This is a genomic window from Methylocystis sp. JR02 (assembly GCF_030063565.1).
In the GTDB taxonomy this organism is placed as follows: domain Bacteria; phylum Pseudomonadota; class Alphaproteobacteria; order Rhizobiales; family Beijerinckiaceae; genus Methylocystis; species Methylocystis iwaonis.
The window spans coordinates 2,505,125-2,526,073 of record NZ_JASIRC010000001.1 but is presented as its reverse complement, the minus strand read 5'-3'; the positions used below and the strand labels follow the sequence as shown (position 1 = coordinate 2,526,073).

The window sequence follows — 20,949 nt, the reverse complement described above, 5'->3', positions numbered from 1 at the left end:
TCATCCCGTTGCTGTTCCTTTGCGAATCCCTGCTCGACGTTCGGTTGAGGGCGTTCGTCAGCCTGATCGTGCGTTCGGGCGTCGTTCCCAAGAATGCGCTGCCGGAGCTAGAGACCGAGATCGCGCGGACCAATCGCTGGCGAGATCATTGGCTTCCGGAAGCAATTTGCCTTCTGGCGACTGTGCTGTTGACGGTGATCGCGGCGCAGATGCGCCTCTCTGGAAGGACAACGGGATCGGAGCTCGGCGCCGCCGTCAGCGAATTTCGGCTGGCCGGCCTGTGGTATTGGATGGTTTGCCTGCCCCTCTTTCGTTTCCTGGCGTTTCGGTGGCTCTGGCGGATCGCGCTCTGGTGGTGCTTCCTCTGGCGGTTGGCGAAACTGAAACTCCACCTTGCGCCAGCTCATCCAGATGGCGCCGGCGGGCTCGGATATCTGGAAGTCGCGCAGACCTATTTTTTCCCATTGGTCCTCGCGATCTCGGCGCTTATGTCCGCGTCGTTTGCGGAAGAGATTTCCTCTGGAATATCCGTTTTTGAGGCCATCTACCCCGCGCTTGCGATCACTCTGATCCTGGACCTCGTGCTGGTGTTGTTTCCCCCGTGTTTTTTCGCCTTCAAACTCAGGGCTTGCCAAGAGAGGGGCTTGAGCGACTATTCGGTGTTGGCGGCGCGTTACGTCAATGACTTCGACAGGAAATGGCTGAGCGCGCCCGGCGCCCAGGCCGAGCCCTTGCTCGGCACAGCCGATTTGCAGTCGCTGGCTGATTTGTCGAACAGCGTTGCAATCTTGCGCAATATGCGCCTCGTTCCGGTAAGCGCGCGTCTATTGATAACCGTCATGGTCGCCGCGCTGCTGCCAATGGTCCCGCTATTTCTGTTCAAATACCCGGTGGCGGAGTTGGTCCAAAAGATTGTCAGCAAATTAGCTGGCCTATGAGACGCTATAGCTTAGTTTGCAAACGCAACGCCATGTAAGTCTCTCGTTGTTTGGTCGGGTTCCAGGGATCGATCAATTGCAGATCGGCGGACAAGCGGAGCCAAGGCGTGATCGCAAAATTGTAGAAAGCTTCCACACCCCCCTCGCTGCGTCTCCTGACATCGAGCGCCTCCAACGCACTCAGCAACGGCTTGGTCAGCCCATAGTGAAAGAAGCCGACGCCCCAACGGTCGTTCTCGCGCCCCTCGATCAGATTATTCCCGGCAAGGCCCACAAGAACGCTCCATTTGACCGGGTTGGGGTTTCCGTCAGAAAGGGTCCCGAGCGTAAACAGCCCCCAACCGACCGCCGGTTTATCTTTATTTTGAAAGAAGTTTTGCTGGAACGCGTAAGAACTGAACCAATAGCCTTTCTTGGTGATCACGGGACCGCCCGTCGCCGCCAATAGACGCTCCTGCGGGACGTCGTTCAGATCTATGCCGCGCGCGTTGCTATAGGCGGCGCGAAGTGTATGAAACCCGCGAAGACCGAGAATCTCTGTTGGAATGGTAACTGAGCCGCCGACCGCAACGCCTTTTTCAAAGGGATGTTCGATCACTTGCGGATTCTGCGCGCTACGCGGATCGACAACCACCAGCGTCAAGGTTGCCGGCGCAGTCTTGAACGTCACCGCGCCGCCGATGAGGTAAGGCGCGGAGACGACGACCCTGTCGGCCGCTCCGCCTCGGACGGCGGTGTAGGCCACCCCGGTCGATGGCAAAGCGAAAGCCCTGTTCATGAAAGTGTCGATGCCGCCGCCGCCGAGGAGCGGCGTCTGGGATGCGATCGTCATCATGTTGAACTTGCCGGCGCTGACGGAGACGTGCTCGCCAAAATCTTGCGTAACGCTGACGGAAAGCGCCGAGTGGTAGCCTTGCTTGTTCACATAGGCTTGAGCGGTGTTGACGGGAAGGAGCGCATTGTCCCTGCGGTTTATGTCATCGCCAAAATAATGCTCGTATTGCGCGCTGACGTGGAAGCCCGGCCACAGGCCGAGTTTCTCCGCATCGACCTTTAGGAAGGCGTCGACTTTGCCGCCATAGAACCATGTTTGGCTCGCGTCGCCGGCAATCTGGCCCTGATAGAACTGCGTCACCCAAACATCGGGCGCGACGCCAAAGCGGCGCAATTGCGCCTTGGGGCCATCGGGCGTGTCGGTCAGGGAAGATTGCGTGGCCAAGGACGACAAGGCGTCTTCTGCGCGCGCGTGGAATGTCGATGCCGCCAAAAGCGCTGGTATCGCAAGCGCGGCCCTTGGAAGAGATCTTCTGATCACCGGGCTCTCCCGAATTGCGCCGCTCCGAGAACCCTACTCCATAAATCAAATTAGTCCTTCTGATGGCCAGCTTGCTTGTATTTTCGGGATCGGCGTTAAGATGAAGAGCGGGCCAAGAAGCTCGCGGGTAAGCTGCCAACTGTCCTTAGCCATCGACCGGCTCCTTGTTAAGCCACCCTTTCGATTTAATGTACATATTCGCGGGTAAGAAATTCTTCCCTCGGCAAACCCGAACACGCGCTCTGCTATCATCGATCCGCGCAATCTCTAGGCGGGCAAGTAACACGATAGCCCTATCAAGCTGCCATTCAGCGAGAGAAATGTCTTCAAAGTCGGAGCCCGTCTTGCGGGAAATCGCTCCTTTGACAGCCTCTTCAAGCGTATTACTATCGAACTGCTCCATTATTGAAAGCTGGTTTAAAATTTCCGCGACCGTGATGCGGACCTTTCTCTCATCGAGAGCTTTACTGTAAAAATATAACTCTGTCCAAGAGGAAAGTGTCTTTGGATCGAAATCCGTTTCATTGGCAAGAAGTTTGCTGTGCTTGGCTTTGAGGTCGTCGAATTCTGCTTGTAGCTTGATATATCTGTCCTTTAGTTCTTCGCTAGCTGTTGTGCTCCCTCGTACCCAGCCGGGTCTTGGGCTCGAGGCCATGGCCGTCTGAAGGGCTTGAATGACGGCTAGGCTTAGTTCTGTCCCGCTCGACCAGAACTTGACCACCCTTTTCTCGCAGGCCCTTTCGCGGAATACGGCTAGTTTTCGAGATTTGTCTGAATCTTCGTCAGTCTTACTCGATGCAACGGATCTAGGATCTTTGATTGGAAAAACCAGGATAGGTATGTTTTGTTCAAGCGCAAACTCGAACTCTTTTTCGGTAAAGCTTTGCCCCTCATCCGTGATGCTTCCATATCGTCCCGCTATGATAAGCACGTAAAAATCAGACGAGGATATTTGCTTCTTTATAAACGATAACTGCTCTTCGTTTGCCGCGGGGAAAACTTCCATCCCGGCGACTATATAGTCGAATGAAATTAGATTCTGCCATAATTCCTGTCTCTCTTTTTCTAGATCGGAGAAGGTCGAGCTAATAAAAACCTGATAGCGTTTGTTCATGTTCCATTTCCAGCTAATCTCGTTGCAGAAAACTCTCCAACACCATCTTCCGCCCGGCCTTATCAAAATCCACCGTGCACTTGTTCCCGTCGACTGCCGCGACCGTGCCCGGCCCAAACTTCAAATGAAACACCCGCGACCCCGCGCCGTATCGCGCATTGGTCGATGAGCGGGCGACGACCTCGCCCTCGATCGTCATCGGCTGCTTCGCGCGCGGGCGCGACTCGCGCATCGGCTCGGCGCGCGGCGTTGCGGCGCCTGCCTTGGCGCGCTTCCAGCCTGGCGTCGAATAATCGGAGCCATAGACATCGAGATTGGCGAAGCGCGAGACCGCATAGCCGCCATATTGCGAGGCGCTCGGCGCCTCGACCACTTCGACGTGGTCCGAGGGCAGATTATCGACGAAGCGCGACGGCACGGTGGGCTGCCACAATCCGCGAATGCGGCGGTTGCTCGCGAAAAATATGCGCGCCCGGCGTTTCGCGCGCGTGACGCCAACATAGGCGAGGCGGCGCTCTTCTTCGAGCCCCGCGCGGCCCTGCTCGTCGAGCGAACGCTGATGCGGAAAGAGCCCTTCCTCCCAGCCGGGGAGATAGACCGTCTCGAATTCGAGGCCCTTCGCGGCGTGCAGCGTCATCACAGAGACGCGCGCCTGCTCCTTGCTTTCCTCGGTTTCCATGACGAGCGAGACATGCTCCAGAAAGGCGGCGAGGTCGGGAAATTCCTCCATCGCGCGCACGAGCTCTTTTAGGTTTTCAAGCCTGCCGGCGGCTTCCGGCGTCTTGTCATCGCGCCACATTTGCGTGTAGCCCGATTCATCCAGCACCATTTCCGCAAGCTCGTGCTGGGGCTTCGAATCGATCAGACTGCGCCAGCGCTCGAAATCGGCCACGAGGCTTTTCAGCACGCCGCGCGGCTTGGGCTTCAGCTCCTCCGTCTCGACGAGAAAACGCGCCGCCTGCATCAGCGGAATGCGCTCGCGCCGTCCATATTCATGCAGCAGTTGCACCGTTGCGTCGCCGAGGCCGCGCTTGGGCGTATTGATGATGCGCTCGAAAGCGAGATCGTCGGAAGGCTGTGCAACGCAGCGCAGATAAGCGAGCGCGTCGCGGATTTCGGCGCGCTCATAGAAGCGCGGGCCGCCGATGATGCGATAGGGCAGGCCGATCTCGACGAAGCGCTCTTCGAATTCGCGCATCTGGAAGGAGGCGCGCACGAGAATGGCGATCTCTTCGAGCGAATGGCCCTTGCGCTGCAATTGCTCGATATCCTCGCCAATGACGCGCGCTTCCTCCTGGCTGTCCCAGACGCCGGTGAGCGTCGGCTTCTCGCCCTCTTCGCCATCGGTGAACAGCGTCTTGCCGAGGCGGCCTTCATTGTGCGCGATCAGATGTGAGGCGGCGGCGAGGATGTGCCCGGTCGAGCGGTAATTGCGTTCGAGCCGCACGATCTTGGCGCCGGGGAAGTCCTGCTCGAAGCGCAGGATGTTTTCGACTTCCGCGCCGCGCCAGCCATAGACGCTCTGATCGTCGTCGCCGACGCAACAGACATTGCGGCGCCCCTGCGAGATGAGCCGCAGCCAGAGATATTGCGCGACATTGGTGTCCTGATATTCGTCGACGAGAATATATTTGAAGCGCTTCTGGTAATCCGCGAGCACGTCGGGGTTCTCGCGAAAGAGCCGCAGCGTCTCGAGCAGCAGATCGCCGAAATCGACGGCGTTGAGGATTTTGAGGCGCTCCTGATAGAGCGCGTAAAGCGCGCCGCCTTTGCCATTGGCGAAACTCTCGGCCTCGCCCGCCGGAACTTGCGCCGGCAGAAGGCCGCGATTCTTCCAGCCGTCGATGCGCATGGCGAGCGCGCGGGCGGGCCAGCGCTTGTCGTCGATGTTTTCGGCCTGCAGCACCTGCTTGAGCAGGCGGATCTGGTCGTCCGTGTTGAGAATGGTGAAATTGGGCTTGAGCCCCACAAGCTCGGCATGGCGGCGCAGAATTTTGGCGCTGATGGCGTGGAAGGTGCCGAGCCATTGCATGGCCTGCGCGCCGTCGCCGACGAGCATTTCGACGCGCTCGCGCATCTCGCGCGCCGCCTTGTTGGTGAAGGTGACGGCGAGGATCTCATAGGCGCGCGCCTGACCAAGCGCCATAATATGGGCGATGCGCGTGGTGAGCGCGCGGGTCTTGCCGGTGCCGGCGCCGGCAAGGACGAGCACGGGGCCGTCGAGCGTTTCGACCGCGGCGCGCTGCTCGGGGTTGAGACCGTCGAGATAGCGCGGCCGTTGCGCCGCCGCGGCCGCGCGGGCGGCGAGCCCGCCGGCTTGCGGCGCGTAATCGTCGAAATCGGTCAACCCTTTGCTCCTTCTGATTCCTCAGACGAGCATATAGGAGAACGGAAGGCGAATCACGAACAAGGGAATCTCCTTCTCCCGCAGGCGGGAGAAGGTGGCCCTCGCGTCAGCGAGGGTCGGATGAGGGCGGGACTTGCGTTATGAGAAGATCGGAAGGTGGGGGCAACTCTGAGGCAACGGCTTGGCGAAGCTGGCGGACAGCCTAATCGGGCTCACCCCGCGCCGTCTCGCGTCTGGTTCGCCCTCATCCGACCCGGCTTCGCCGGGCCACCTTCTCCCGCAGGCGGGAGAAGGAGTCACGCTGCCAAGCTTAGGATTCATTTCCCTCTTGGCGATCAGCCCCCGACCCGCTATAAGGCCCTCTAACGTGGCGCGTGGCCGGAAGGTCCCGCGCCGCGACTGTTTTACGGCGCGCGTTCTTTTGCGGCGCCACAGGCAAGTCAGGCAAGCGAATGGTCAACCCGTTTACGTTCCTGCAGGAAGTGCGCACCGAGGCGAACAAGGTCACTTGGCCGACCCGCCGCGAGACGATGATCACGACCGGGCTCGTGATCCTCATGGTGCTGTTCGCGAGCCTTTTCTTCGTCGTGGTCGATTCCGCCCTGCGCTTCGGCGTCGGCGTGCTGCTGCAGGCCGGCCAATAATTCTTTTATAGGAGCTGAGCGCCCCCCATGGCCATGCGCTGGTATATCGTCCACGCCTATTCGAACTTCGAGAAGAAGGTCGCTGAGTCGATCCGCGAAGGCGCGGCGCAGCGGGGCCTGGCCGAGGCTTTCGAGGAAATCCTCGTGCCGACCGAGCAGGTCGTCGAGGTGCGCCGCGGGCGTAAGGTGTCGACCGAGCGCAAGTTCTTCCCCGGCTATGTGCTGGTGAAGTGCAATCTGACGGACCCGGTGTTCTCGCTCATCAAGAACACGCCGAAGGTCACTGGCTTTCTCGGCGCCGACAACAAGCCCATGCCCATCTCCGAAGACGAGGCGATGCGGATCAAGGGCCAGGTCGCCGAGGGCGTCGAACGTCCCAAGGCGACGATCAGCTTCGAGGTCGGCGAGACGGTGCGCGTCGCGGACGGTCCCTTTGCCTCCTTCAACGGCCTGGTCGAGGAAGTCGACGAGGCCCGTTCGCGCCTCAAGGTGGCGGTCTCGATCTTCGGCCGCCCGACGCCTGTCGAGCTGGAATTCGGGCAGGTCGAGAAAGTCTGACGCTGCCGGCCCCGCGCGGAGCTGCGTCAGATCGTGGCCAAGGCCGCCGCCGCAATCATCCATCCTGCGGATGCGAAGCCGACTGTGGTCGCGACGCAGCTCAGCAACATCCAGGCGAGGAACGCGCCGGGCGGCGACGCGACATAGCTGGGCCGGAGCGCGCAGACGAGAAAGCCCGCTGGGTTGAAAAAGGCCCCGAAACAGGCGCTCGCGACGACCCATCCCGGGGGGACGATCGCAAGCAGGCGGAACAGTCCGAAAAAGGCAAATAAGAATAGCGCCATCATTAGATAGTCGATGTGCGATTTCAGCAGGTCTTTGATATTTGGAATCCAGCGGGACGCCGCGCCGCTTCCTTTCGCCGTAATGAGGAGCAGCCATGCTTCGATGAGCGCGACGAAGAGACAGGCTGAGGCGCTGAGGGCAAAAACGGCAAGCGGCATGTAAGTTCCTTTCCGAACTGGGTGGCTGAGCTAGGTCTGCAGTATGGCCCCTTTCGCAGCGGCCAGCTTGCATGGACGCGCGGAAAGACTTGACCGGAGGCGCGAAGCGACGGTTCATGTCGCAGCCCTCGAACTCCTGCGGTGTATCGATGGAAGCGAGCGATCTACGCTTCGATTTGCCTGGCCTTTCGCTGGAGCAGCGGTTGCGGCGGTGGCGGGACGCCGTCGGCGATCATCTCGTCGATGTCGACATGCGCGCTCCAACCGACGCGCCGGTCCGCGAGGCCTTCACGGGCTCGATGACGGTTCATCCATTTCAGGACGGGTCGCTCACCCTTGTCGACGCGGCGTTCCAACGCCTGGATCGCACGGCGGAACGTATTCGCCGCGCGTCGACGGAGACGGCCTTGCTTACCCTCATTCTCTCGGGGGAATGCCGCATCTCTCAGCGCGACCGCGTCGCGCGCCTTGGGCCCGGCGATCTCTGCCTTTATGAAAGCGTGAGCCCCTATCGGTTAGAGGTCGCGGCGCGCACCCGCGCTATTGTCGTGACCGCCGACCGTGCGAGCGTCGAAGCGGCGCTCGGCGATCTTCGTCCTTTCGTCGCGGCGCCTTTGTCGTCCGCATCCGCTCCCGGCGGGTTGGCGGCGAATTACTGGAAGGACCTCGTCCCGCGGCTGCCGGCGCTCGACCCGATGAGCGCGCGCCGGCTCGTCGCGGCGGGTCTCGAAATCGTTTCCGCGGGCCTTGCCGTCACATATGGCCATGCGCAGCCGGCTGGCGCGGCGCTGACCTTGCGCCGGGCCAAGGCCTTTATTGCCGGGAATCTTCATCGTGACCCTTTGAGCGGGAGAATGGTCGCCACGGCCGTCGGATTATCCGAGCGCAGGCTTCAGGAGCTGTTTCAGCAGGACGGCGCGACGCTCTCCGGCCATATTCGGCGGGCGCGCCTGGAGGCGGCGCGCCAACAGCTTGCCGATCCCGCTTTCACGCATGTTTCCATCGCCCGGATCTCGGACAATTTTGGTTTTCGCGACGCGGCGCATTTCAGCCGCGCGTTTCGGGCGAGATTTGGCGAAAGCCCACGAGAAACGCGAGCGGCGTCGCTCCCGAGCGCGGAGGGGAGCGTTGCGCCGCGCGCGAAATGATTTGCCTTCCCGCGCCAGTTCGCTATAAGACCGCCAGCCCTCCCTCCGAGGGCTTTTTTCGTTCCTCTGACAGGGGACGAAAACCGACGTGGCGGGTCCGCCCTGACGCCATCGGGGAGAACGGATCGGACCACGGACTGCAACCGATGGCCCGCGTGCGTCAGCGCGCGGCGTCGTCATTCGTTGGAGAAAGCAAATGGCGAAGAAAATTGCCGGCTACATAAAGCTGCAAGTGCCGGCCGGCGCGGCGAACCCCTCGCCGCCGATTGGTCCCGCGCTCGGTCAGCGCGGTCTGAACATCATGGAGTTCTGCAAGGCGTTCAACGCCAAGACGGCGCAGATGGAGAAGGGGACGCCGATCCCCGTCATCATCACCGCCTATCAGGACCGCTCCTTCACCTTCGAGATGAAGCAGCCGCCGGTCTCCTTCTTTCTGAAGAAGGCCGTTGGCCTCAAGATCGGCAAGAAGCCGGCCTCGGGCTCGAAGACTCCTGGCCGTAACGTCGTCGGCAAGGTGACGCAGGCGCAGATTCGCGAGATCGCAGAGAAGAAGATCGTCGATCTCAACTGCGCGTCGATCGAATCCGCAATGTCGATGATCGCCGGCTCCGCCCGCGCGATGGGCCTCGAGGTGGTGGAGTAAGATCATGGCGCATATCGGAAAACGCATCGCCAAGGCCCGCGAGGGCATCGAGCGCACCAAGCTCTACGGGGTCGACGACGCTGTAAAGCTCGTGCGCAGCCGCGCCACGGCCAAGTTCGACGAATCGGTCGAGATCGCCATGAACCTCGGCGTCGACCCCAAGCACGCCGACCAGATGGTTCGCGGCGTGGTCAATCTGCCGAATGGCACGGGCCGCGTTCTGCGCGTCGCCGTCTTCGCGCGCGGCGCCAAGGCGGATGAGGCCAAGGCCGCCGGCGCCGATGTGGTAGGCGCCGAGGATCTGGTGACCACGGTGCAGGGCGGTCAGATCGATTTCGATCGCTGCATCGCCACCCCGGACATGATGCCGCTCGTCGGCCGTCTCGGTAAGGTGCTCGGCCCGCGCGGCATGATGCCGAACCCGAAGGTCGGCACGGTGACCATGGACGTCGCCGGGGCGGTGAAGGCCTCCAAGGGCGGCGCGGTCGAGTTCCGCGTGGAGAAGGCCGGCATCGTGCAGGGCACGGTGGGCAAGGCCTCTTTCGACGAGGGCAAGCTCGTCGAGAACATCAAGGCCTTTGTGGACGCGGTCGCCAAGGCCAAGCCGCAGGGCGCCAAGGGCACCTATATCCAGCGCGTCGCCATCAGCTCGACCCAGGGTCCGGGCGTGAAGGTGGACGTCGCAACGCTCGGCGCCACCGGGGCGTAAGGGCTCATTACCCGATTAGAGAAAAGCCGGCAGGGATACCTGCCGGCTTTTCGTTTTTCTGTTGTGGCGCAGATCAGGAGCTTGGAGGCCTCGGCTATAGGAGCTCCTGCCATTTCCCCGCGCCGTGGAGAACGCGCATAATCTCCACGCCGTCATCAACTTCACGATAAGCCAGGGGATAGTTGCCGGAGGCGAAGACACGCAGGTCAGGCCGGATTTCAAGGCGGGCGACGCCCATCTTCGGCATTTCAGCAAGACGCTGGCAGGTGTGATGAACACCCTCAAACCATCGAAGCGCCGCCGAGGGACTGTCCTCGGCAATGTATGAAACGGGATTTCTTCGATATCGCGCTCGGCCTGAGGCCGAAGCTTGAAACTCATTTCTGAGAGAACTTAGGCGAGAGGTCCGCCCTCAGCCGGGCGAAAGCCTCCTCGCCTTCGTTCGGAGGACCGCTTTCTATCCCTTCATCCCATAGCCGCCGTAATTCGCCAATCGCCTGCTCGCGCTGCTGGCGGCGCAGCTTCCAGTCCCGCAGCGCTTCGCGCATCAGCTCACTGGCCGAGGCGTATTCGCCCGTTTCGACAGCCTCTCTCATCATTGCCGCCATTTCCGCCGTCACGGCCACGCTGATCCTTTCGACCCTGCCCATCGCACAGTTCTCTCCTTGCTGTGATGGTAGGGAAAATTACCACCGCTTTCGACGTCCCGTGCAGCGCAATCCGGGGTGCTCTCGCGTCCCAAACGAGAAAACGCCCGCCGATCCGGCGGGCGCTTCCTCAGCATCTTTCTCAGCGGACGATCAACTGGTCCTTTACCTGGGTGAGAACCTCGCCGGTGACGATCTTCTTCGCCGCCAGCTCGTCGACCTGCTTGAACGGGCGCGCCTTCACGATGGCTTCGGCGATCGTCTTGTTGAAGCCCTTCACCTCGGAGAGCTGCTGGACGGTCGCGGTATTGAGATCCAGGCGCTGGGCTTCGGCCGCCATTTTGGCGGAGGGCGCCTGAGTCATGGTCGCGACCGGGGCGGGCGTCGTGGGCTTGGCGACCGGCGCTTCGGCGAGGGCCGGGGCGGCGGCGAGGAGGGCGGCGGCGAGAAGAAGATTGCGGATCATCGCTTGAAACTCCTGGTGATCGAGATCGTGTCTCGATGGATTGGAGTTTCGTTCAAACCGGCTGAACAGCCGCTGAGGGCGCCGTTCAGCCGCCGTTTAACAAAGTGGTCTCGATGGCCGTTACTTGGTTTTGCGGCAGGCGGGGTCTTTCGGCACGCAGGCGATGCCGGGCAGCGAGCAACCCTCGCGCGTGCAGACAATGCAGCCGTCGCTCCATTCCCCGCACTCGGGGTGATCGTCGCCGAATACGGGCACGGGTTTTTGCGTGGCATGGGACGGCGTGGCCGTGTCGGGCGCAGCGGGCGGCGTCTGCGCGACGGCGGCGGGGACGATGAAAACCGTCAGCAGCGCGACCAGCCGAAGGCTCATTTTTCGCCGACCCGCTTTACCGCGTCGAAGCCCTTGGCCTCCAGGGCGAGATGCAGCTTGCTTTGCAGTCCGTTGTCGTCGCCTTTGACGAGCAGCGGCGCATTGTCGGCGATGGCGTCGCAGAGCGCCTCGACCCAGGGCTCCTCGCTTTTGCCGAAGTCGTTCAGCACATAGCCATGCACCAGCGCCTTATCGCCGGGATGGCCGATGCCCATGCGCACCCGCTTGTAGTCATTGCCGACATGGGCGGTGATGGAGCGCAGCCCATTGTGGCCGGCGACGCCGCCACCGATCTTGATGCGGCATTTGGCCGGCGCGAGGTCCAGCTCGTCGTGGAATACGACAATGTCGCCCACGGGGATCTTGTGGAAGCGCGCGGCCTCGCCCACTGAGCGGCCGCTCTCGTTCATATAGGTCTGGGGCTGGAGCAGCAGCACCTTCTCGCCGCCGATATTGCCTTCGCTCACGAGGCCCTGGAAGCGGGCGCGGGCGGTCGCAAAGCCGTGGCGACGGGCGATGGCTTCGAGCGCCATGAAGCCGATGTTGTGGCGGTTTCTGGCGTATTGGCGGCCGGGGTTGCCGAGGCCGACGAAGAGCAGCATGGGATTGGTCCTAACGCTCTCCCCTTCTCCCGCTTGCGGGAGAAGGCGTCGCGCGGAAGGCGCGTCGGATGAATTACCCTCACCCGACCCTCGCTGATGCGAGGGCCACCCTCTCCCGCGCGCGGGAGAGGGGATTTGTCGTAATTACTTCTTGCCCTTGGCGGGCGCGGCGGCGGCCGGAGCCGCTTCCTCTCCGCCGCCGGCCGGCGGGGCGAGGCTCGCCACGGTGAAGTTCTTGTCCGGATTCGTGGGCTTGCAGCCCTCGGGCAGCGGAATCTGCGACATGCCCAGCGAATCGTTGAAGTCCATGCCGGCGAGATCGGCGACGATCGCCTCCGGGATGTTGTCAGCCGGCACGTACATCTCCACCGCGTGATACACGATGTTGAGCGAGCCGCCGCGCTTCAGACCAGGCGACGTTTCCTGGTTGATGAAGTGGACCGGCACGTTCACCTTGAGGCGCGAGCCGGGCTTCAGGCGCAGGAAATCCACGTGGATCGGGAAGTCGCGCACGACGTCGAGCTGGTAGTCGCGCGGAATCGCCCGCTCCTTCTTGCCGTCGATCTCGAGTTCGAAGATCGTCGTGAGGAAGTGGCCCGCGAAGATCAGCTGGGTCGTGACCTTCTTGTCGAGCGACAGCGGTAGAGGCGCTTCGCCGCCGCCATAGAGCACTGCTGGAATACGGCCCTCACGGCGAACGCTGCGGGCGGCCCCCTTGCCGGTCCCGCTGCGCACCGTGGCCGCGAGCGTTTTCATCTCGGCCATTTTCGGTGTCCTTTAGAAAAAGAAAAAGCGCCGCTGGCCTCCAGGGGTGTCGGAAACGCAGGCGCTGAGCGGGAGCTTATAGGGGAGGGGCGCGGTTGAGGCAAGGCGGATGCGTCAACGCCTCGCTTGCGTCGAATCGCCGACCACCTTTAACAGGATTGATATTGCGTAGTTGAGGGCGGGACCACAACAGGGGGCTACGGGGGGATCAGGCTTCATGACAATAAACCAATCGCGCCGCCGGGTCGTCGTTACCGGCATGGGCGCCGTCTCGGCAGCGGGCGTCGGGGCGTCGGCCTTATGGGCGGCGGCGCGCGGCGGCGTGTCCTGCGTCCGGGCGCTCAAGCTCGCTAGGCCCTATCAGGGGCGCATCAAGATTGCGGCGCAGGTTCCGGACTTCGATCCCTCGTCGCGCATCGAGCCAGAGCTGCTGCCTTATTGCGATCCTTTCACCCAATACGCCATCGTCGCCGCCGATGAGGCGGTCGCCCAGGCGGGCTTTGCGCGCAAGGAGATCGGCGGGCCGCGCACCGCGGTCGTCATCGGCACTGGGATCGGCGGGGCCCATACGATCGACGACACCTCCTACCATGAGTATGCCGAGGGCGTGCGCCCCGAGACGCTCGCCGTGCCGCGCCTCATTCCCAGCGCCGCGCCGACGACGCTCGGCATGCGCTACGGCGCCAAAGGTCCGACCTTCGCGCTTGCCTCCGCCTGCTCTTCGGCGACTCAGGCCATCGGCGAGGCGTTTGAGATGCTGCGGGCCGGCCGCGCCGATCGCGCCGTCGCCGGCGGCGCCGAGGCCTGCGTCATCAACGGCTCCATGCGCGCCTGGGAGGCGCTGCGGGTGCTCACCCCGGATTTCTGCCGGCCCTTCTCGGCCAAGCGCAACGGCATGACGCTGGGGGAAGGGGCCGCCGTGTTCATTCTGGAGACGCTGGAGTCGGCGCAGGCGCGCGGCGCGACGCCGCTGTGCGAGCTTGCCGGCTATGGCGCGACGAGCGACGCTTTCGACCCGCTGCGCGCCGATGTCGAAGGACCGGCGCGCTGCATGCGGCTGGCGTTGGAGAGCGCCGGGCTGGAGCCTTCGGCGGTCGATTATCTCAACGCGCATGGCACGGCGACCTACGCCAATGACATCACCGAGTCGGAAGCCATGCGCGCCGTCTTCGGCGACCGGCCGCCGCCGGTTTCCTCGACCAAGCCGATCCACGGCCATGCGCTGGGCGCCTCGGGCGGTCTGGAGCTTTGCGTGACGATCAGCGCGCTGCGAGACCAGGTTGCGCCGCCGACGATCAACTTCGTGGAAGCGGACCCCAAATGTCCGGTCGACGCCATCCCCAATGAGGCGCGCAAAATGCCGATCCGTGTGGCGCTCTCGAATTCCTTTGCTTTCGGGGGGATCAACGGGACGCTGGCCGTGAGGGCGATGTAAACCGGGCGGCCTGGACCGCGAGCCTTCAGGCTCGCAGGCAAAAGGCGAGCCTGAAGGCTCGCGGTCCAGGCCGCCCTGCTCCCGCGCCGCCGCGCTTGCCACCCCTGCCGCAAAGGCCTAGGAAGGCCCTTGCTTTCTATCATGGTTGACGAGCGATGACGGAACAGGGGAAAGAGCCCGACCGCGCCCCAAAAGAGGCGGATTCCGGCTCGAAAACTGGCAAAGCCGGAACCAAGAAGAACGCCGCCGCGCTTTCCGCGGCGCTCCGCGCCAATTTGGCGCGCCGCAAAGCTCGCGAGCGGGCGCAGAAGGCGGCCGCGCAAAAAAGCGATAGCGAGGATTAATGGATAAGATCAAAATCACCGGCGGCGCGCCCTTGAACGGCGTCATTCCGATTTCCGGCGCTAAGAACGCCGCGCTGCCGCTGATGATCGCCTCGCTCCTCACCAAGGAAACGCTGACGCTCGAAAATATGCCGCAGCTTGCGGACGTCACGCAGCTCGAGCGCATTCTCGGCAATCACGGCGTCGATTTTACCATCTCCGGCAAGCGCGCGACCGACACGGAAAATTCCGGCCGCACGGTGCATTTCACAGCGCGCGACATCGTCGACGTGACCGCGCCCTATGAGCTCGTGTCGCGCATGCGGGCGAGCTTCTGGGTCTTCGCGCCGCTGCTTGCCCGCATGGGCGAATGCCGCGTATCGCTGCCGGGCGGCTGCGCCATTGGCACGCGGCCGGTCGATCTTCTGCTGATGGCGCTGGAAAAGCTCGGCGCCAATATCGAGATCGAAAACGGCTATGTGGTCGGCAAGGCCAAGGACGGGCTTGTCGGCGCAGAGATCGACTTTTCGAAGGTCACGGTCGGCGGCACCCATACGGCGTTGATGGCGGCCTCGCTCGCGCGCGGAACAACCGTGCTGCGCAACGCCGCGCGTGAGCCGGAGATCGTTGATCTCGCAGAATGCCTTATCAAAATGGGCGCGCGCATCAGTGGCGCAGGAACCTCGACGATCGAGATCGAGGGCGTGACGTCCCTTGGCGGCGCGCGCCACGCCGTGATGCCGGATCGGATCGAGACCGGCACTTACGCCATGGCTGTGGCGATGACCGGCGGTGACGTGCTGCTCGCGGGCGCGCGCGCCGACAGCCTGCAGGCGGCGCTCGATGCGCTCAGCGAATCAGGCGCAACGATCACCGAGACGAATGAGGGCTTGCGCGTCTATCGCAACGGGGCGGGCATTTCCCCGGTCGACGTGGAGACGGCGCCTTTCCCGGCCTTCCCGACGGATTTGCAGGCGCAGTTCATGGCGCTGATGACCCGCGCCCAGGGAACGTCGCGCATCCGCGAGACGATCTTCGAGAACCGCTTCATGCATGTGCAGGAGCTTGCGCGTCTCGGCGCGCGCATCAAGCTCGAAGGGGATACGGCGATCGTGACGGGCGCCGACCATCTCGAGGGCGCGCCCGTGATGGCGACCGACCTTCGCGCCTCTGTGTCGCTCGTCATCGCGGCGCTTGCCGCGCGCGGCGAGACGACGATCAATCGCGTCTATCACCTCGATCGCGGCTTCGAGCGGCTGGAGAAGAAGCTCTCCGGCTGCGGCGCGCAGATCGAGCGCGTCAGCGGGCAGGGGTAGGACGCATCTCCGTCATTGCGAGCGAAGCGCAGTAATCCAGAGCCGTGAGCGCCGCGCTGGATTGCTTCGTCGCTGACGCTCCTCGCAATGACGGTCGCTCGGCCAAGGTAGGGATGTCATTCCCGGCAGGCTGAAAGCCTGACCGGGAATCCAGAGCAAGCGCGACATTCTCGCGGCGGCCTCACCGGATTCTCATCCACCGCCTCAGAGCAATGACCTGAACTCTTCCTCGGTCATTCCTGTTTGTTCGATTATCAACTTCAGCAACGGCCTCTTGATATCGCCGCTATGCATCGGGACGACGGTGGTGCGCTTTGTCTCCGGATGGCGATAGGTGGCGTGGCTGCCTTTCTGGCGCTGGAAGACGAAGCCCGCTCTTTCGAGCGCCCTGTCGACCTCTTTGGCGTCGAGGCTCGGAAGGCGCGGCGTCATTGGCCTCAGGCGGCGATGTCGGCGCGAACCATGACGCCAAGCGTCACCGGCCGGTCGATCTGGCCAGTTTCCGGAATCGGGTCCCCATTGGCCGCAAGCGTCTCTATGTAAACCGCCAGCGCCTCCTCGGCGTTGCGCACAGCGGATTCATAGGTCTCCCCCCACGTCTGGCAGCCAGGAAGCGTTGGGAAAACAGCCAGATAACCGCCTTCGTCGCTACAAGGCTCGATCGAGAGGGGGTATGAGAGCGTTTTGAGCATGTGCTCAATCTAGCAGGTTCGACCGCTAGAAGGGAGTGAAGGCTCGACTCTTCCGGGTCTGCGCGCCTGAAGGTGCGCGGTCCAAGCGGTGGGACCGCGAGCCTTCAGGCGCGCAGCCTTCAATCACCCCCGCGCCGCGAGCGGCACGACATTGTGCAGCTGATCCGCCGAGTCGAAGAACCGGCGCAGGTTGCGCGCCGCCTGGCGAATTCGTTGCTCGTTCTCGACCAGCGCCAGCCGCAGATAGCCTTCGCCATGTTCGCCGAAGCCCTCGCCGGGTGCGACGGCGACGTCTGCCTTCTCAATGAGGAGCTTCGAGAACTCCAGGCTCGACATGGCGCGGAAACGCTCCGGCACCGGCGCCCAGGCGAACATCGACGCGCTCGGCGCAGGGATCGGCCAGCCCGCCTGGGCGAAGCTCTCGACCATCACGTCGCGGCGCTTCTTGTAGATGGCGCGCATCTCCTTGATGCAATCGTCGGGGCCGTTGAGCGCCGCCGTCGCCGCCACCTGAACAGGCGTGAAGGCGCCATAGTCGAGATAGCTCTTCACGCGCGCCAGCGCCGCGCAGAGCCGCTCGTTCCCGACAGCGAAGCCCATGCGCCAGCCGGCCATGGAGAAGGTCTTCGACATGGACGTGAATTCGGCGGTCACGTCGATTGCGCCCGGCGCCTGCAGCACGGAGGGCGGCGGATCGTCGTCGAAATAGACTTCCGCATAAGCGAGGTCGGAGAGAATGAAAATCTCGTGCTTCTTCGCGAAGGCGACAAGATCTTTGTAGAAGTCGAGCGAGGCGACTTCCGCCGTCGGATTCGACGGATAGCAGACGATCACCGCGATGGGCTTGGGGATCGAATGCGCCATGGCGCGCTCCAGCGCCGGAAAATATTCCGGCGTCGGCGCCGAGGGCACGGAGCGGATGACGCCGCCCGCCATCAGAAAGCCGAAGGCGTGGATCGGATAGGAGGGATTCGGCACCAGCACCACATCGCCCGGCGCGGTGATCGCCTGCGCCATATTGGCGAAGCCTTCCTTGGAGCCCAGCGTCGCCACGATCTGCGTCTCGGGGTCGAGCTTCACATTGAAGCGGCGCGCATAATAGGCGGCTTGCGCCCGGCGCAGGCCGGCAATGCCCTTGGAGGCGGAATAACGATCTGTGCGCGCCTTGCCGGCGGTCTCGACGAGCTTGTCGACGACATGCTTGGGGGCGGGCAGGTCGGGATTGCCCATGCCCATGTCGATGATGTCGGCGCCGCCGGCGCGGGCTTTGGCCTTCAGCCGGTTCACTTGCTCGAAGACATAAGGAGGCAGGCGCTTGATGCGATAAAAATCCGACATTCTGTCTTTGTTCCGGGGGAAGGTCGCGAGAGGAAGAGTTTAGCCGATTTGGGCGGCGTGCGGGAGGGGGCGCTTTTTACGCGCCCGAGAGCCCGGGTTCCGGCGGCGGAGAAAGAGCGGCGCGCGAATCGCCTGGAGCCTGGCGGCACAAGTTCTTGTGGAAATCGGCCGTTGCGTTCATCTGTCTGAAAGACTGTCTCTTTCCGTGCACGTCGAAAACTGGCGCAGGGCCTGCTATAGCAGCAGCGATCCCCGGGGTGGGGCGTTTCGTTTCAAGGGTAAATCATGCAGCTCGACGCACAGAGCAAGGAAGCTCCGGCAAAGAACCTGGTCGAGCCGGAGGCGAAGACCGAAAAGCCGCTCGACGAGGATATCCGCCTCCTCGGGCGCCTGCTCGGCGACGCCGTGCGCGAGCACGAGGGCGACGAGGCCTTCGAGCGTATCGAGACCATCCGCCGCCTGTCCGTCGCGGCCAGCCGTAACATGGATCAGGACGCCGCCGCGAAGCTCGACGCTTTGTTGCGTTCGCTCACGGCCAAGGAGGCGACGTCGGTCATTCGCGCCTTCAGCTATTTCTCGCATCTCGCCAATATCGCCGAGGATCTGCACCCGCTCAAAGAACGCGCCCGCGCGCTTGCCGACGGCGGGACGCTCGACGAGCCGAGTCTCGCGCGCTCGTTCTCGCATTTGCGCAAGGCGGCGATCGGCCCCGGCAAAATCGCCTCGGCGCTGTCGCGCGGCTGGATTTCGCCCGTGCTCACCGCCCATCCGACCGAGGTGCGGCGCAAAAGCCTGCTCGACGCGGAGCGCGCCATTTTCACGCTGCTCGCCGCTCACGAGCATCTCAAGGGCAAGGAGCGCGCGCGCAACGAGATGGAGCTGCGCGCCCGCGTCACGCAATTGTGGCAGACCGAGCTTCTGCGCGAGTCGCGCCTGACCGTGCGTGACGAGATCGAGAATTCTCTATCCTATTACCGCTCCACCTTCCTGCGCGAGATTCCGAGGCTCTACGGCAATATCGAATCGAAGCTCGACGGGTTGCGCGTCCCGCCCTTCCTGCGCATGGGCGCCTGGGTCGGCGGCGATCGCGACGGCAATCCCAACGTCACGGCAGATTCGCTCTCGACGGCGCTGCGCATGCAATGCGAGACCGCCTTGCGCTTCTATCTTGCCGAGGTGCATGCGCTCGGCGCCGAGCTGTCGATCTCGCGGCGCTATGGCGGCGCGACCAAGGCGCTCGAGGATCTTGCGGCGCGTTCGGGCGACGATAATCCGCACCGCGACAACGAGCCCTATCGCCGTGCGCTGATCGGCGTCTATTCGCGTCTCGCCGGCACGCTGGAGAAGCTCACGGGCCAGCAGGCCATGCGTCATGCGCTGGCGCCGGGCGAGCCCTACGCCAATAGCTGGGCTCTCCTCGCCGATCTCGTGACGATCGACGAATCCTTGCGCGTCCATCACAGCGAAGTGATCGCCTCGCAGCGCCTGGAGCCGTTGATCCGCGCCGTGGAAGTCTTCGGCTTCCATCTCGCGACGCTGGACCTTCGCCAAAGCTCGGACCGTCACGAAGAGACGCTCTCGGAGCTTCTCGCCGCGGCGCGCGTCGCGGAAGATTACGCCGCGCTGCCCGAGGCCGAGAAGCAGCAGCTTCTCATGCGGCTCCTCTCCGACCCGCGTCCGGTGCGTTTGCCGGATCGGGTCTACAGCGACCGCACGATGAGCGAGCTCGAGATTTTCGAGCGCGCGGTCGAGATGCGCCGCCTTTATGGCGACGAAGCGATCCGCCATTACATCGTCTCCCACACGGAAACCGTGAGCGACCTTCTGGAAGTGCTGCTTCTGCAGAAGGAATGCGGGCTGATGCGCGGCACGCTCGATCCGCGCGACGCGGAGGCGGTGGCGGCCGATCTCATCATCACGCCGCTGTTCGAGACCATCGGCGATCTGCGCAATGCCGCGCCGATCATGCGCGAATTCTACGCGCTGCCGGGCATCCACCGGCTCGTCGTCAATTCCGGCGCGCAGCAGGACATCATGCTGGGCTATTCGGACTCCAATAAAGACGGCGGCATTCTCACGAGCATTTGGGAGCTCTATCGCGCCTCGACCGCGCTCGCTGACGTTTTCGCCTCCATTCCCAATGTCGCCATGCGGCTCTTCCATGGGCGCGGCGGAACGGTTGGGCGCGGCGGCGGCCCGAGCTACGACGCCATTCTGGCGCAGCCGCCGGGCACGGTGAACGGCCAGATCCGCCTCACCGAACAGGGCGAGGTGATCGCGGCGAAATACGCCAATCCGCAGATCGGCCATGTCAATCTGGAGCTGCTCGTCGCCGCGACTTTGGAGGCGACGTTGCTCTCGCAGCACAAGGCGCCCGCTCCGGAGTTTCTGGAGATCGCGGAAGAATTGTCGCGATCCGGCATGGCCGCCTATCGCGGCCTCGTCTATGAGACCGACGGCTTCGTGGAGTATTTCTTCGCCTCGACGCCGATCACCGAAATCGCTTCCCTCAACATCGGCTCGCGCCCGGCGTCGCGAAAGCCGTCGCGCAAGATCGAGGATTTGCGCGCGATCCCCTGGAGCTTCTCCTGGGCGCAGGCGCGCGTGGCCTTGCCGGGCTGGTATGGTTTCGGCTCGGCGATCGCGACTTATCTGGAGCAGGATCACAAGGCGCGTCTCGAGCTGTTGCAGCGCATGGCGGCGGAATGGCCCTTCTTCCGCTCGCTGCTCTCCAATATCGACATGATCCTGTCGAAGACCGATCTCCAGATCGCGCGGCATTACGCCGAGCTTGTCGAGGATCGCGCTCTGGCGCAGCGCATTTTCGCGATGATCGAGGCCGAGCATGCGCGGTCGATCGACGCGCTGACGCAGATATTGGGCACGACGGAGCGGCTTGCCGACAACCCGGCGCTGGCGCGCTCCATCCGCCAACGCTTCCCCTATATCGCCCCGCTCAATTACATTCAGGTCGAGCTGATCCGCCGCCACCGCGCCGGCATGATCGACGACGAGATTCGCGAGGGCATTCTGATGTCGATCAACGGCATCTCGGCCGGCCTGCGCAACACGGGCTGACGCCTCCGCGGGCTATCGCTTGAAATCCTATCCGCCCGCCGTCGTTGCGAGGAGCGAAG

General features: G+C 63.2%; 22 protein-coding genes. 9 read left to right on the top strand and 13 right to left on the bottom strand.

From position 1 onward, the window contains the following. Positions 1-188: 188 nt before the first annotated feature. Positions 189-938, top strand: a complete 750-nt coding sequence (locus QNA11_RS12080) for a hypothetical protein (RefSeq protein ID WP_283483233.1) — start codon at positions 189-191, stop codon at positions 936-938. A 4-nt stretch (positions 939-942) separates the two neighbouring features. Here the strand turns inward: QNA11_RS12080 and QNA11_RS12075 are convergent, their stop codons facing one another. From QNA11_RS12075 to QNA11_RS12065, 3 genes are all read right to left on the bottom strand, one after another. Then, a complete protein-coding gene (locus QNA11_RS12075) occupies positions 943-2,166 on the bottom strand; it encodes a carbohydrate porin (RefSeq protein WP_283483232.1) in 1,224 nt (407 codons plus the stop codon). A gap of 232 nt (positions 2,167-2,398) precedes the next feature. Next, positions 2,399-3,367, bottom strand: coding sequence for a DUF4062 domain-containing protein (locus QNA11_RS12070; protein ID WP_283483231.1), 969 nt, complete (start codon positions 3,365-3,367; stop codon positions 2,399-2,401). Between the two features lie 13 nt (positions 3,368-3,380). Next, positions 3,381-5,714, bottom strand: a complete 2,334-nt coding sequence (locus QNA11_RS12065; RefSeq protein ID WP_283483230.1) for an ATP-dependent helicase — start codon at positions 5,712-5,714, stop codon at positions 3,381-3,383. 452 nt (positions 5,715-6,166) lie between these two features. On the opposite strand from QNA11_RS12065, the gene secE reads away from it, so the two are divergent. Then, positions 6,167-6,358: a preprotein translocase subunit SecE gene (gene secE / locus QNA11_RS12060; protein WP_202074007.1), complete on the top strand. Its 192-nt coding sequence runs from the start codon at positions 6,167-6,169 to the stop codon at positions 6,356-6,358. A gap of 27 nt (positions 6,359-6,385) precedes the next feature. Continuing rightward, entirely contained in the window at positions 6,386-6,916 is a 531-nt protein-coding gene (gene nusG, locus QNA11_RS12055; RefSeq protein ID WP_165052571.1) for a transcription termination/antitermination protein NusG, read from the top strand. 26 nt (positions 6,917-6,942) lie between these two features. On the opposite strand, the gene QNA11_RS12050 is transcribed toward nusG, so the two are convergent. Then, positions 6,943-7,359 carry a hypothetical protein gene (locus tag QNA11_RS12050; protein ID WP_283483229.1) on the bottom strand — a complete coding sequence of 139 codons (417 nt, stop codon included), beginning with the start codon at positions 7,357-7,359 and terminating at the stop codon, positions 6,943-6,945. 116 nt (positions 7,360-7,475) lie between these two features. Between QNA11_RS12050 and QNA11_RS12045 the strand changes: the two genes are divergently transcribed. From QNA11_RS12045 to rplA, 3 genes are all read left to right on the top strand, one after another. Then, a complete protein-coding gene (locus QNA11_RS12045; protein WP_283483228.1) occupies positions 7,476-8,507 on the top strand; it encodes a helix-turn-helix domain-containing protein in 1,032 nt (343 codons plus the stop codon). Positions 8,508-8,703: 196 nt separating this feature from the next. After that, positions 8,704-9,150: a 50S ribosomal protein L11 gene (gene rplK / locus QNA11_RS12040; protein ID WP_165052563.1), complete on the top strand. Its 447-nt coding sequence runs from the start codon at positions 8,704-8,706 to the stop codon at positions 9,148-9,150. A gap of 4 nt (positions 9,151-9,154) precedes the next feature. Next, positions 9,155-9,859: a 50S ribosomal protein L1 gene (gene rplA / locus QNA11_RS12035; RefSeq protein WP_202074004.1), complete on the top strand. Its 705-nt coding sequence runs from the start codon at positions 9,155-9,157 to the stop codon at positions 9,857-9,859. Positions 9,860-9,953: 94 nt separating this feature from the next. On the opposite strand, the gene QNA11_RS12030 is transcribed toward rplA, so the two are convergent. The 6 genes from QNA11_RS12030 to QNA11_RS12005 all read right to left on the bottom strand — a co-directional run bounded on the left by QNA11_RS12030 (position 9,954) and on the right by QNA11_RS12005 (position 12,708). Beyond that, entirely contained in the window at positions 9,954-10,181 is a 228-nt protein-coding gene (locus tag QNA11_RS12030) for a type II toxin-antitoxin system RelE/ParE family toxin (RefSeq protein ID WP_283484208.1), read from the bottom strand. A gap of 55 nt (positions 10,182-10,236) precedes the next feature. Continuing rightward, positions 10,237-10,509 (bottom strand): type II toxin-antitoxin system ParD family antitoxin, encoded by a 273-nt coding sequence (locus QNA11_RS12025; protein WP_283483227.1) that lies wholly within the window; start codon positions 10,507-10,509, stop codon positions 10,237-10,239. A gap of 139 nt (positions 10,510-10,648) precedes the next feature. Next, entirely contained in the window at positions 10,649-10,972 is a 324-nt protein-coding gene (locus tag QNA11_RS12020) for a ComEA family DNA-binding protein (RefSeq protein WP_202074001.1), read from the bottom strand. A 120-nt stretch (positions 10,973-11,092) separates the two neighbouring features. Next, positions 11,093-11,341 carry a hypothetical protein gene (locus QNA11_RS12015; RefSeq protein WP_283483226.1) on the bottom strand — a complete coding sequence of 83 codons (249 nt, stop codon included), beginning with the start codon at positions 11,339-11,341 and terminating at the stop codon, positions 11,093-11,095. Next, positions 11,338-11,943 carry an aminoacyl-tRNA hydrolase gene (pth, locus tag QNA11_RS12010; protein WP_283483225.1) on the bottom strand — a complete coding sequence of 202 codons (606 nt, stop codon included), beginning with the start codon at positions 11,941-11,943 and terminating at the stop codon, positions 11,338-11,340. Before pth ends, QNA11_RS12015 begins: the two co-directional genes overlap by 4 nt. A 144-nt stretch (positions 11,944-12,087) precedes the next feature. Further along, entirely contained in the window at positions 12,088-12,708 is a 621-nt protein-coding gene (locus QNA11_RS12005) for a 50S ribosomal protein L25/general stress protein Ctc (RefSeq protein ID WP_202073998.1), read from the bottom strand. Between the two features lie 217 nt (positions 12,709-12,925). Here QNA11_RS12005 and QNA11_RS12000 point away from each other — a divergent pair, with 217 nt between their 5' ends. Next, complete coding sequence (locus QNA11_RS12000) at positions 12,926-14,143, top strand: beta-ketoacyl-[acyl-carrier-protein] synthase family protein (RefSeq protein WP_283483224.1); 1,218 nt, start codon at positions 12,926-12,928, stop codon at positions 14,141-14,143. A 343-nt stretch (positions 14,144-14,486) separates the two neighbouring features. Next, the gene (murA, locus tag QNA11_RS11995) at positions 14,487-15,782 is read left to right on the top strand and encodes a UDP-N-acetylglucosamine 1-carboxyvinyltransferase (RefSeq protein ID WP_283483223.1); all 1,296 of its coding nucleotides are present in this window, start codon (positions 14,487-14,489) and stop codon (positions 15,780-15,782) included. 204 nt (positions 15,783-15,986) lie between these two features. Here the strand turns inward: murA and QNA11_RS11990 are convergent, their stop codons facing one another. From QNA11_RS11990 to QNA11_RS11980, 3 genes are all read right to left on the bottom strand, one after another. Beyond that, on the bottom strand, positions 15,987-16,214 hold the full coding sequence (locus QNA11_RS11990; protein ID WP_283483222.1) for a type II toxin-antitoxin system HicA family toxin: 228 nt from the start codon (positions 16,212-16,214) through the stop codon (positions 15,987-15,989). Between the two features lie 5 nt (positions 16,215-16,219). Beyond that, entirely contained in the window at positions 16,220-16,474 is a 255-nt protein-coding gene (locus tag QNA11_RS11985; RefSeq protein ID WP_283483221.1) for a type II toxin-antitoxin system HicB family antitoxin, read from the bottom strand. A 123-nt stretch (positions 16,475-16,597) separates the two neighbouring features. Continuing rightward, positions 16,598-17,812, bottom strand: a complete 1,215-nt coding sequence (locus tag QNA11_RS11980) for an LL-diaminopimelate aminotransferase (protein ID WP_283483220.1) — start codon at positions 17,810-17,812, stop codon at positions 16,598-16,600. A gap of 285 nt (positions 17,813-18,097) precedes the next feature. On the opposite strand from QNA11_RS11980, the gene ppc reads away from it, so the two are divergent. Beyond that, on the top strand, positions 18,098-20,890 hold the full coding sequence (gene ppc / locus QNA11_RS11975) for a phosphoenolpyruvate carboxylase (RefSeq protein ID WP_283483219.1): 2,793 nt from the start codon (positions 18,098-18,100) through the stop codon (positions 20,888-20,890). The last annotated feature ends 59 nt before the right edge of the window (positions 20,891-20,949 follow it).

Excerpts from the sequence above, each read along its gene's own strand:
- QNA11_RS12070 (WP_283483231.1), bottom strand. The coding sequence starts at position 3,367 with ATGAACAAACGCTATCAGGTTTTTATTAGCTCGACCTTCTCCGATCTA.
- secE (WP_202074007.1), top strand. The coding sequence starts at position 6,167 with ATGGTCAACCCGTTTACGTTCCTGCAGGAAGTGCGCACCGAGGCGAAC.
- nusG (WP_165052571.1), top strand. The coding sequence starts at position 6,386 with ATGGCCATGCGCTGGTATATCGTCCACGCCTATTCGAACTTCGAGAAG.
- QNA11_RS12050 (WP_283483229.1), bottom strand. The coding sequence starts at position 7,359 with ATGCCGCTTGCCGTTTTTGCCCTCAGCGCCTCAGCCTGTCTCTTCGTC.
- QNA11_RS12045 (WP_283483228.1), top strand. The coding sequence starts at position 7,476 with ATGTCGCAGCCCTCGAACTCCTGCGGTGTATCGATGGAAGCGAGCGAT.
- rplK (WP_165052563.1), top strand. The coding sequence starts at position 8,704 with ATGGCGAAGAAAATTGCCGGCTACATAAAGCTGCAAGTGCCGGCCGGC.
- rplA (WP_202074004.1), top strand. The coding sequence starts at position 9,155 with ATGGCGCATATCGGAAAACGCATCGCCAAGGCCCGCGAGGGCATCGAG.
- QNA11_RS12025 (WP_283483227.1), bottom strand. The coding sequence starts at position 10,509 with ATGGGCAGGGTCGAAAGGATCAGCGTGGCCGTGACGGCGGAAATGGCG.
- QNA11_RS12020 (WP_202074001.1), bottom strand. The coding sequence starts at position 10,972 with ATGATCCGCAATCTTCTTCTCGCCGCCGCCCTCCTCGCCGCCGCCCCG.
- QNA11_RS12015 (WP_283483226.1), bottom strand. The coding sequence starts at position 11,341 with ATGAGCCTTCGGCTGGTCGCGCTGCTGACGGTTTTCATCGTCCCCGCC.
- pth (WP_283483225.1), bottom strand. The coding sequence starts at position 11,943 with ATGCTGCTCTTCGTCGGCCTCGGCAACCCCGGCCGCCAATACGCCAGA.
- QNA11_RS12005 (WP_202073998.1), bottom strand. The coding sequence starts at position 12,708 with ATGGCCGAGATGAAAACGCTCGCGGCCACGGTGCGCAGCGGGACCGGC.
- QNA11_RS12000 (WP_283483224.1), top strand. The coding sequence starts at position 12,926 with ATGACAATAAACCAATCGCGCCGCCGGGTCGTCGTTACCGGCATGGGC.
- murA (WP_283483223.1), top strand. The coding sequence starts at position 14,487 with ATGGATAAGATCAAAATCACCGGCGGCGCGCCCTTGAACGGCGTCATT.
- QNA11_RS11990 (WP_283483222.1), bottom strand. The coding sequence starts at position 16,214 with ATGACGCCGCGCCTTCCGAGCCTCGACGCCAAAGAGGTCGACAGGGCG.
- QNA11_RS11985 (WP_283483221.1), bottom strand. The coding sequence starts at position 16,474 with ATGCTCAAAACGCTCTCATACCCCCTCTCGATCGAGCCTTGTAGCGAC.
- QNA11_RS11980 (WP_283483220.1), bottom strand. The coding sequence starts at position 17,812 with ATGTCGGATTTTTATCGCATCAAGCGCCTGCCTCCTTATGTCTTCGAG.
- ppc (WP_283483219.1), top strand. The coding sequence starts at position 18,098 with ATGCAGCTCGACGCACAGAGCAAGGAAGCTCCGGCAAAGAACCTGGTC.